We start from the raw sequence: 9,892 nt of genomic DNA on the forward strand, positions 1-9,892 counted from the left end.
TTTAAATCCACGACAAGAAGCCCCATATATGAAGAATGCAACGTTCTACCTTCTGGACAACGACACCCATCAGGATGGCCTCAGCGCCGTCGAACAGCTGGTGTGTGAAATTGCCGCAGAACGTTGGCGCGCAGGTAAACGCGTTCTGATTGCCTGTGAAGATGAACAGCAGGCTATTCGCCTTGATGAGGCGCTGTGGGCGCGTCCGCCGGAGAGTTTTGTCCCGCATAACCTGTCGGGCGAAGGCCCGCGCGGTGGAGCACCCGTTGAAATTGCCTGGCCGCAAAAGCGCAACAGCAGCGCGCGCGATATTCTGATTAGCCTGCGGATAGATTTTGCAGATTTTGCCACCGCTTTCACAGAAGTGGTAGACTTTGTCCCTTACGAAGAATCTTTGAAACAACTGGCGCGCGAACGCTATAAAGCGTACCGCCTGGCTGGTTTTAACCTGAATACGGCAACCTGGAAATAATGGAAAAGACATATAACCCACGCGATATCGAACAGCCGCTTTACGAGCACTGGGAACAGCAGGGCTATTTCAAGCCTAACGGCGACGAAAGCAAAGAGTCCTTCTGCATCATGATCCCGCCGCCGAACGTCACCGGCAGTTTGCATATGGGTCATGCTTTCCAGCAGACCATCATGGATACCATGATCCGCTACCAGCGCATGCAGGGTAAAAACACCCTGTGGCAGGCGGGGACTGACCACGCGGGTATCGCGACCCAGATGGTGGTTGAGCGTAAAATTGCCGCTGAAGAAGGAAAAACCCGCCACGACTACGGTCGCGACGCGTTCATCGACAAAATCTGGCAGTGGAAAGCGGAATCCGGCGGCACCATTACCCGTCAGATGCGCCGCCTTGGCAACTCCGTGGACTGGGAGCGCGAGCGCTTCACCATGGACGAAGGCCTGTCCAACGCCGTGAAAGAAGTCTTCGTCCGCCTGTACAAAGAAGACCTGATTTACCGTGGCAAACGCCTGGTAAACTGGGATCCGAAACTGCGCACCGCCATCTCTGACCTGGAAGTGGAAAACCGCGAGTCTAAAGGCTCCATGTGGCACATCCGCTATCCGCTGGCCGACGGCGCGAAAACCGCCGACGGTAAAGATTACCTGGTGGTCGCAACCACCCGTCCGGAAACCCTGCTGGGCGATACCGGCGTGGCCGTTAACCCGGAAGATCCACGTTATAAAGATCTGATCGGCAAATTCGTGGTGCTGCCGCTGGTAAACCGCCGTATTCCAATTGTGGGCGACGAACACGCCGACATGGAAAAAGGCACCGGCTGCGTGAAAATCACCCCTGCGCACGACTTCAACGACTATGAAGTCGGTCGTCGTCACGCCCTGCCGATGATCAACATCCTGACCTTCGACGGCGATATCCGCGAAAGCGCAGAAGTGTATGACACCAAAGGCGAAGAGTCTGACGTTTACTCCAGCGACATCCCGGCGGAGTTCCAGAAGCTGGAACGCTTTGCCGCGCGTAAAGCGATCGTGGCTGCCGTCGACGCACTCGGCCTGCTGGAAGAAATTAAACCTCACGATCTGACCGTGCCTTACGGCGACCGTGGCGGCGTGGTTATCGAGCCAATGCTGACCGACCAGTGGTACGTGCGTGCCGACGTGCTGGCGAAACCGGCTGTTGAAGCGGTTGAGAACGGCAGCATTCAGTTCGTGCCGAAACAGTACGAAAACATGTACTTCTCCTGGATGCGCGATATTCAGGACTGGTGTATCTCCCGCCAGCTGTGGTGGGGTCACCGTATTCCGGCGTGGTACGACAACGACGGCAACGTCTACGTTGGCCGCACCGAAGACGAAGTGCGTCAGGAAAACAACCTGAGCGCGGACGTTGCGCTGCGTCAGGACGAAGACGTGCTGGATACCTGGTTCTCCTCCGCGCTGTGGACCTTCTCCACCCTCGGCTGGCCAGAAAACACCGACGCGCTGCGTCAGTTCCACCCGACCAGCGTGATGGTGTCCGGCTTCGACATTATCTTCTTCTGGATTGCCCGCATGATCATGATGACCATGCACTTCATCAAAGACGAAGACGGCAAGCCGCAGGTTCCGTTCCATACCGTCTACATGACCGGTCTGATCCGCGACGACGAAGGCCAGAAGATGTCCAAGTCCAAGGGTAACGTGATTGACCCGCTGGACATGGTTGACGGTATCTCTCTGGAAGAGCTGCTGGAAAAACGTACCGGTAACATGATGCAGCCGCAGCTGGCGGAGAAAATCCGCAAGCGCACCGAGAAGCAGTTCCCGAACGGGATCGAGTCTCACGGTACCGACGCCCTGCGCTTCACCCTGGCGGCACTGGCCTCTACCGGCCGTGACATCAACTGGGACATGAAGCGTCTGGAAGGTTACCGTAACTTCTGTAACAAACTGTGGAACGCCAGCCGCTTCGTGCTGATGAACACCGAAGATCAGGATTGCGGCTTCAACGGCGGCGAAATGACCCTATCTCTGGCGGACCGCTGGATCCTGGCGGAATTCAACCAGACGGTGAAAGCGTTCCGCGAGGCGCTGGACAGCTACCGCTTCGATATCGCGGCGGGCATCCTGTATGAATTCACCTGGAACCAGTTCTGCGACTGGTATCTGGAGCTGGCGAAGCCGGTGATGAACGGCGGTACTGAGGCGGAGCTGCGCGGCACGCGCAACACGCTGATTACCGTTCTGGAAGGTCTGCTGCGCCTGGCGCATCCGGTCATTCCATTTATCACCGAAACCATCTGGCAGCGCGTGAAGGTGATTGCAGGCATCAACGCTGACACCATCATGCTGCAGCCGTTCCCGGAATTCGATGCGGCTAAGGTTGATGAAGCGGCGTCGGCGGATACCGAGTGGCTGAAACAGGCGATCGTGGCGGTGCGTAACATTCGTGCTGAAATGAACATCGCCCCTGGCAAACCGCTGGAACTGCTGCTGCGCGGCTGCAGCGAAGCGGCTGTTCGCCGTGTCACCGAGAACAACACCTTCCTCAAGACCATGGCGCGTCTGGAAAGCATCACCGTGCTGCCTGCGGATGACAAAGGTCCGGTTTCCGTGACCAAAATCATCGACGGCGCCGAGCTGCTGATCCCAATGGCAGGTCTGATCGACAAAGACGCTGAGCTGGCTCGTCTGGCGAAAGAAGTGGCGAAAGTCGACGTGGAAATTGGCAAAATCGAAAGCAAGCTGGCGAACGAAGGCTTTGTCGCCCGCGCGCCGGAAGCGGTCATCGCGAAAGAGCGTGAGCGTCTGGTTGCCTTCGCCGATGCGAAGACCAAGCTGATTGAGCAGCAGGCGGTTATCGCCGCGCTGTAATGCTTTTACCCCTTACGCTTCAGGGCGTAAGGGGTAACCTTCCTGAAAACTCCTCGCTTGCACTCCCCCTTCTGCGGTGCTATTAACAGCAGTTATGTGTCAATTTTTGTAATGAGTAATGCTATGAGCGTGATTACCCCCGTCGCGACGACGATGCGTCGGATCGCTGAGCAGGATAATCCGGCTATCGCCGCCGTTATCCGCACCGTTTCTGCCGAATATGGCCTGACGGCTGACAAAGGCTACACGGTTGCGGACCCGAACCTGGACGCGCTTTTCCAGCTCTACAGCCAGCCAGGGCATGCCTACTGGGTAATCGAGCAGAATGGCCAGGTGGTGGGCGGTGGCGGCGTGGCGCCCCTCAGCTGCAGCGAGCCGGACATCTGCGAACTGCAGAAAATGTATTTCCTGCCAGCGGCGCGCGGACAAGGACTGGCAAAAAAGCTGGCGCTGATGGCGCTGGACCACGCGCGCAAGCAGGGCTTTACCCGGTGCTACCTGGAAACGACCGCCTTCCTCAAAGAGGCCATCGGCCTGTATGAACATCTGGGCTTTGAGCATATCGATGCGCCGCTGGGCTGTACCGGCCATGTTGATTGCGAAGTCAGGATGCTGAAAAGTCTGTAAATATCTTTGCTGCCCCCTTCTGTTAAGCGGCGCTGAACTGAATACTCTACACTCTCAGTTCACACCACAACGGGGGAAACACGATGTCAAAGATAAAAAGCTACGCCGCACCGCAGGCGGGTGCAGAACTTGAGCTGTACGAGTACGATGCAGGCGAACTAAAAGCAGAAGACGTCGAAGTACAGGTTGATTACTGCGGGATCTGCCACTCGGATCTCTCAATGATCGACAACGAATGGGGCTTTTCAAGCTATCCACTGATTGCCGGGCACGAGGTCATTGGCCGCGTCGTGGCGCTCGGTAGCGCCGCGCAGGACAAAGGGCTGAAAGTGGGCCAGCGCGTAGGCATTGGCTGGACAGCGCGCAGCTGTGGTCACTGCGATGCCTGTATCAGCGGCAATCAGATCAACTGCCTCGAAGGCGCCGTTCCCACCATTCTGAACAAAGGCGGTTTCGCCGACAAGCTGCGCGCCGACTGGCAATGGGTCATCCCGCTGCCGGACAGCATTGATATCGAATCCGCCGGTCCGCTGCTGTGCGGCGGTATCACCGTCTTCAAACCCCTGCTGATGCACCATATCACCGCCACCAGCCGCGTGGGCGTCATCGGTATCGGTGGCCTTGGGCATATCGCCATCAAGCTACTGCACGCGATGGGCTGCGAAGTCACGGCGTTCAGCTCGAACCCGGCGAAAGAGAAAGAAGTGCTGGCGATGGGTGCGGATAAAGTCGTGAACAGCCGCGATCCTGAAGCACTGAACGCGCTGGCGGGTCAGTTTGACCTGATCATCAACACCGTCAACGTCGATCTCAACTGGCAGCCGTACTTTGAAGCGCTGGCCTATGGCGGTAACTTCCACACCGTGGGTGCCGTCATGAAGCCGCTGCCGGTTCCGGCGTTTACCCTGATCGGCGGGGATCGCAGCGTATCCGGCTCTGCGACCGGCACGCCGTTCGAGTTGCGCAAACTGATGAAGTTTGCCGGACGCACCAAAGTGGCGCCGACTACGGAACTGTACCCGATGTCGAAAATCAACGAAGCCATCCAGCACGTGCGCGACGGCAAAGCCCGTTATCGCGTGGTGCTGAAAGCAGATTTCTGATGTGAGTTTGCCGGGTGGAGGCTTCGCCTTACCCGGCCTACTTTCACTGCTACGCCAATACGTTAAATACTTCCGCTACCGCGACCGCTCCCGGATCCATCACCCCATCCAGGTTCTCTTTATTGACATACGACGAGCGTCCCGCGCCGGCTTTCGCCATTTTCGACGTTGCTTCTGCGCCCTGCTGCGCGGCCTGCGCTGCCGCCTGAATATTGCCTTTCTGTAACGCCTCCAGCGCCGGTTGCAGCGCATCGATCAGCGTGCGATCGCCAAGATCCGCTCCGCCGTACTGCTTCATCTGCGCCAGTCCGCTCAACAGCGCATCCGGCAGGGCGTGTCCGTCATGCAGCTTTTGCCCGGCCGCGGTAAAGAAGATCGACATCAGCACCCCGCTCGACCCGCCCATCACCGTAGCCAGCCGCTCGCCAACCAGCAGCAGCAGCTTAGACACGTCATTAAGCGGGAGCGTGTTCTCCTCCAGGCGCTGCGCAATATCCCGCGCCCCTTGCGCAAAGGTGGAGCCGGTATCGCCATCGCCCACTTTGGCATCCAGCGCGTTCAGACGGTTTTCGAGTTGGATCAGCGTCCTCGTTACCGAGGAGACATACTCACCCACCTGCGGATTGTCAGACGGGGTGTATTCCACGCGATCGTGAATAGCGCTATGCGCCACGGTGCGCAGCGGCGCAAACGCCACGGGCTTCTGCCAGCCCAGCGTTTCAACCTCGGCGTGAATCGCCTTTTCGAAGAAATCGTTAAGCTTCAGCAGCGTCAGAGAAAAGCCTTTCATATCCAGCGCGCTCACCAGCGGCGCGGGGCCTATCAGATACGCGATCTCCTCTTTCAGCGCCGAATGCGCCAGCTCTTTGGTCAGCAGCGCCATCTCCAGCGCCGATACGCCGCCAAGATTGTTAATCAATACCGCAAAGCGCCCCTCTCCCGCCTGCGCGCGTAGCGGCGTCACCAGCGTGTCGATAATCGCTTTGCTGTTCTGCGTATCTACGACGGAAGCGCCGGGCTCGCCGTGAATGCCCAGACCCAGCTCGACGTGGCCTTGCTTAATGCGCCCCTCTTCATCGTCGCTGCCCGGCAGATTACAGGTTTGCATCGCAACGCCCAGGCTCCAGAGGTTATCGCAGGCCTGTTGCGCAATATCCCGCACCTCGCTCAGCGATTTCCCCTGCTCCGCCGCATAGCCCGCAATCTTGTGCACCAGTGCCGTACCGGCAATACCGCGCGGCTGCTTGTTATCCGGCAGCGCGATATCGTCTGCCACAATCACCATCTCCACCTTCAGGCCATAGCGCTTGGCCTTTTCGGCCGCCAGACCAAAGTTCAGGCGGTCGCCGGTGTAGTTTTTGACGATCAGCAGACAGCCGCGATCGCCCGTGACCGCCACAATGGCATTCAGCACCGCATCCACGCTCGGCGAGGCAAACAGATCGCCGCACACTGCCGCCGTCAGCATCCCTTTGCCGACAAACCCGGCGTGTGCGGGTTCGTGGCCTGAGCCGCCGCCGGAGATCACCGCCACGCGGCTTTTGTCCCAGTCGCCGCGTGCGACGATCCTGATGGCCGGATCGATATCAAGCTTGACGAGATTGGCATGTGGCGCAGAAAGCAGTATGCCTTCAATGGCATCGTTGACCAGCTGTTTGCGATCGTTAAAGAAGAATCTGGACATAGTTTCCCACTATTTTGTGAACCGTATGCAAAAGCATAGTCCGCGCTGGATAATGCGCCGCAAAGTCAGGAATTTACTCAACCAAATTGCTATCAGGTTGCCTATACTCCACCCAGGACTAAGAGAGGAAGCGCATCATGAGTACACCATTGTTAATTGCCCGGACGCTGGAAAAAGAGCTCTATTTACTGCCCGCGATGGCGAACCGCCACGGTCTGATCACCGGCGCGACCGGGACGGGGAAAACCGTCACCCTGCAAAAGCTGGCGGAGTCGCTTTCGGAGATTGGCGTACCGGTCTTTATGGCTGACGTAAAAGGCGATTTAACCGGTGTGGCTCAGGAAGGAGCGGCCTCTGAAAAACTGCTCGAACGGCTGAAAAATATTGGCATCACGGACTGGACGCCGCATAACAATCCGGTGGTGGTGTGGGATATTTTTGGTGAGAAAGGCCATCCGGTGCGCGCCACCGTCTCCGATCTTGGCCCGCTGCTGCTGGCCCGTCTGCTTAACCTCAACGACGTGCAGTCCGGCGTGCTGAATATTATCTTCCGCATTGCCGACGATCAGGGGCTGCTGCTGCTTGATTTCAAAGATCTGCGCGCCATTACGCAGTATATCGGCGATAACGCCAAATCCTTCCAGAACCAGTACGGCAACATCAGCAGCGCCTCGGTGGGCGCCATTCAGCGTGGGCTACTGACGCTTGAGCAACAGGGCGCTGAACATTTCTTCGGTGAACCCATGCTGGATATCAAAGACTGGATGCGCACCGACAGCAGTGGCAAAGGTATTATTAACATCCTGAGCTCAGAGAAGCTCTACCAGATGCCGAAACTCTACGCCGCCAGCCTGCTGTGGATGCTCTCCGAACTCTATGAACAATTACCCGAAGCAGGCGATCTGGAAAAACCGAAGCTGGTGTTCTTCTTTGACGAAGCGCATCTGCTGTTTAACGATGCACCTCAGGTACTGCTGGATAAGATCGAACAGGTTATCCGCCTGATCCGCTCCAAAGGCGTCGGCGTCTGGTTTGTCTCGCAAAACCCGTCGGATATCCCCGACAACGTGCTCGGGCAGCTCGGCAACCGCGTGCAGCATGCCCTGCGCGCCTTTACGCCGAAAGATCAGAAAGCGGTGAAAGCCGCCGCGCAAACCATGCGCGCCAATCCGGCCTTTGATACCGAAGCGGCGATTCAGGCGTTAGGCACCGGTGAAGCGCTGATCTCGTTCCTCGATCCGAAGGGCAGCCCGTCCGTGGTGGAACGCGCCATGGTGATTGCCCCCTGCTCGCGCATGGGGCCGGTGACCGACGATGAGCGCAACGGCCTGATTAACCACTCTCCGGTTTACGGGAAATACGAAGACGAGGTGGATCGCGAGTCCGCGTTCGAGATGCTGCAAAAAGGGGTCCAGGCGACAACGGAATCGCAGGATGCACCTGCCGCTAAAGGGCAATCAGTCGCCGTGGATGACGGCATTCTCGGTGGGCTCAAAGACATTCTGTTCGGCAGCACCGGGCCGCGCGGCGGCAAACGCGACGGCGTAGTGCAGACCATGGCGAAAAGCGCAGCCCGACAGGTCACCAATCAGATCGTGCGCGGCATGCTGGGGAGTCTGTTAGGCGGCCGTCGCCGGTAGACGGGGAACCCACGGGCGGCCCAGCGCCGAACCCTGCACACCGTGCTCCTGCAGATAGCGGTCGATTTCCACCATCCCCGTCCAGCGGTTTTCACACCATAGCGGTGCCAGAAGCGTTGGACGGCGGGCGCTGGCGGAGATGCGGTGGTAGACGATTTCCGGCGGCGTGTGGCGAATCATCTCCCCCGCCGTCACTGAATAGTCCTCAAGCGCAATACAGTTTAACCGCCCCGCTTCCCAGGCTTTCGCCATAATGCTTCCCTTCACGATATGCAGCGGGTGCAGCTTAATGCCGTCCACGCCGGTCTCAACCACCTTTTCCAGCGTTTCAAGACCATGCTGTTGACCTTCACCGGGTAACCCAACAATCAGGTGCGAACAGACCTTCAGCCCGCGCTCACGGGCCAGGCGCGTGGTGCGCTGGTAGCAGGCGAAATCATGGCCACGGTTAATACGGTGCAGGGTTTTGTCGTGCGCGGTTTGCAGGCCCAGCTCCAGCCAGATCTCGTAGCCTTGTTCTTTGTACTCGCTGAGCAGGTCCAGCACCGCGTCCGGCACGCAGTCCGGGCGCGTGCCCACGCACAGCCCAACGATGTTAGCCTGGCTGACGGCCTGCTGATACATAGCGCGCAGCACCTGCACCTCCGCCCACGTGCTGGTGTAGGCCTGGAAATAGGCCAGATATTGCTTCGCGCGGTTCACCAGGCTGGCCTGATGGGCAAGCTGTTCCGCGATAGATTTATGCTGCAGGGCTTCGTCAGCAAAGGATGCAACGTTACAGAAGGTGCAGCCGCCGCGCCCGATGGTGCCATCACGATTCGGGCAGCTAAACCCGCCGTGCAGCGTCAGCTTATGAACCTTTTGCCCGTACCGCTGCAAAAGATCCCCACCAAACATATTGACTAATTTCTGTAACTGCATAATCTGATAGACCGTCCCGAAGAAAGGGGACAAGCCTGCCACTTTTAGCCTCTGTCGGCGATGACCTGGATCAATCGCCCTGGACGGCCTTTATCTATATGAATAAATACTCAGGATTACTGCAATTTCATTCACGCTACTCGTGATTACTTTTCCTTATGTTCTGATTGTTTTTTTCATTTATAGCGCCGTTACTGAAAAACAGTGACTTTATGCGGGTTTGAAGACAATGCCAGATTATTATTCTGCTATAAAACCGCTATTCAGCACGCTACATTGATAATACCGCTTACATATAGTGAGTCAGATCACACTCCGCTACGTCCTGTCAGGGCATATAATCAATGTAAATATAGTTAAATATCCTTTAATTACAATCAGATAAACTCTCTTTAGCACATTTTTGTATAAATAAGAATGCCATTTGACCTGTGTACCAATTCCCGATAAGTTGGAAATCCGCTGGAAGCTTTCTGGATGAGCGGCCTGCTCATCATATTTATGCAGTAATTGAGATTCCCTCTGAAGCAAGTCCTCAAACTTGTTTACCTGCGCGAAAGGATGAAAAAGAGGGCGAATGCGAGGTCCGC

At 57.2% G+C, this 9,892-nt stretch carries 7 protein-coding genes; 5 read left to right on the forward strand and 2 right to left on the reverse strand.

The genetic code is table 11. From position 1 onward, the window contains the following. Nucleotides 1–28: 28 nt before the first annotated feature. The 4 genes from holC (at nt 29) to ahr (ending at nt 5,057) form a co-directional block, all read left to right on the forward strand. Complete coding sequence (holC, locus tag ACMGG5_RS03460) at nt 29–472, forward strand: DNA polymerase III subunit chi (protein ID WP_008502815.1); 444 nt, start codon at nt 29–31, stop codon at nt 470–472. Continuing rightward, on the forward strand, nt 472–3,327 hold the full coding sequence (locus ACMGG5_RS03465) for a valine--tRNA ligase (protein ID WP_420277526.1): 2,856 nt from the start codon (nt 472–474) through the stop codon (nt 3,325–3,327). The genes holC and ACMGG5_RS03465 overlap by 1 nt, the downstream gene beginning before the upstream one ends. Before the next feature lie 123 nt (nt 3,328–3,450). Beyond that, entirely contained in the window at nt 3,451–3,954 is a 504-nt protein-coding gene (locus tag ACMGG5_RS03470; protein ID WP_048962175.1) for a GNAT family N-acetyltransferase, read from the forward strand. An 83-nt stretch (nt 3,955–4,037) separates the two neighbouring features. Then, complete coding sequence (ahr, locus tag ACMGG5_RS03475; RefSeq protein ID WP_032650403.1) at nt 4,038–5,057, forward strand: NADPH-dependent aldehyde reductase Ahr; 1,020 nt, start codon at nt 4,038–4,040, stop codon at nt 5,055–5,057. Between the two features lie 49 nt (nt 5,058–5,106). On the opposite strand, the gene ACMGG5_RS03480 is transcribed toward ahr, so the two are convergent. After that, nucleotides 5,107–6,741 (reverse strand): dihydroxyacetone kinase subunit DhaK, encoded by a 1,635-nt coding sequence (locus ACMGG5_RS03480; RefSeq protein ID WP_420277527.1) that lies wholly within the window; start codon nt 6,739–6,741, stop codon nt 5,107–5,109. Nucleotides 6,742–6,878: 137 nt separating this feature from the next. Here ACMGG5_RS03480 and ACMGG5_RS03485 point away from each other — a divergent pair, with 137 nt between their 5' ends. Next, nucleotides 6,879–8,381: a helicase HerA-like C-terminal domain-containing protein gene (locus ACMGG5_RS03485; RefSeq protein ID WP_267215675.1), complete on the forward strand. Its 1,503-nt coding sequence runs from the start codon at nt 6,879–6,881 to the stop codon at nt 8,379–8,381. Here ACMGG5_RS03485 and ACMGG5_RS03490 read toward each other — a convergent pair. Then, nucleotides 8,361–9,302 (reverse strand): TIGR01212 family radical SAM protein, encoded by a 942-nt coding sequence (locus tag ACMGG5_RS03490; RefSeq protein WP_248272504.1) that lies wholly within the window; start codon nt 9,300–9,302, stop codon nt 8,361–8,363. The two genes, ACMGG5_RS03485 and ACMGG5_RS03490, sit on opposite strands and share 21 nt — an antisense overlap. Between the last annotated feature and the right edge of the window lie 590 nt (nt 9,303–9,892).

This window comes from Enterobacter sp. BNK-34 (assembly GCF_048684445.1).
Taxonomy (GTDB): domain Bacteria; phylum Pseudomonadota; class Gammaproteobacteria; order Enterobacterales; family Enterobacteriaceae; genus Enterobacter; species Enterobacter pseudoroggenkampii.

What these genes read in the sequence shown, in the direction of transcription:
- ACMGG5_RS03485 (WP_267215675.1), top strand. Translation starts at nt 6,879, where the DNA reads ATGAGTACACCATTGTTAATTGCCCGGACGCTGGAAAAAGAGCTCTAT.
- ACMGG5_RS03465 (WP_420277526.1), top strand. Translation starts at nt 472, where the DNA reads ATGGAAAAGACATATAACCCACGCGATATCGAACAGCCGCTTTACGAG.
- ACMGG5_RS03490 (WP_248272504.1), bottom strand. Translation starts at nt 9,302, where the DNA reads ATGCAGTTACAGAAATTAGTCAATATGTTTGGTGGGGATCTTTTGCAG.
- holC (WP_008502815.1), top strand. Translation starts at nt 29, where the DNA reads ATGAAGAATGCAACGTTCTACCTTCTGGACAACGACACCCATCAGGAT.
- ACMGG5_RS03480 (WP_420277527.1), bottom strand. Translation starts at nt 6,741, where the DNA reads ATGTCCAGATTCTTCTTTAACGATCGCAAACAGCTGGTCAACGATGCC.
- ACMGG5_RS03470 (WP_048962175.1), top strand. Translation starts at nt 3,451, where the DNA reads ATGAGCGTGATTACCCCCGTCGCGACGACGATGCGTCGGATCGCTGAG.
- ahr (WP_032650403.1), top strand. Translation starts at nt 4,038, where the DNA reads ATGTCAAAGATAAAAAGCTACGCCGCACCGCAGGCGGGTGCAGAACTT.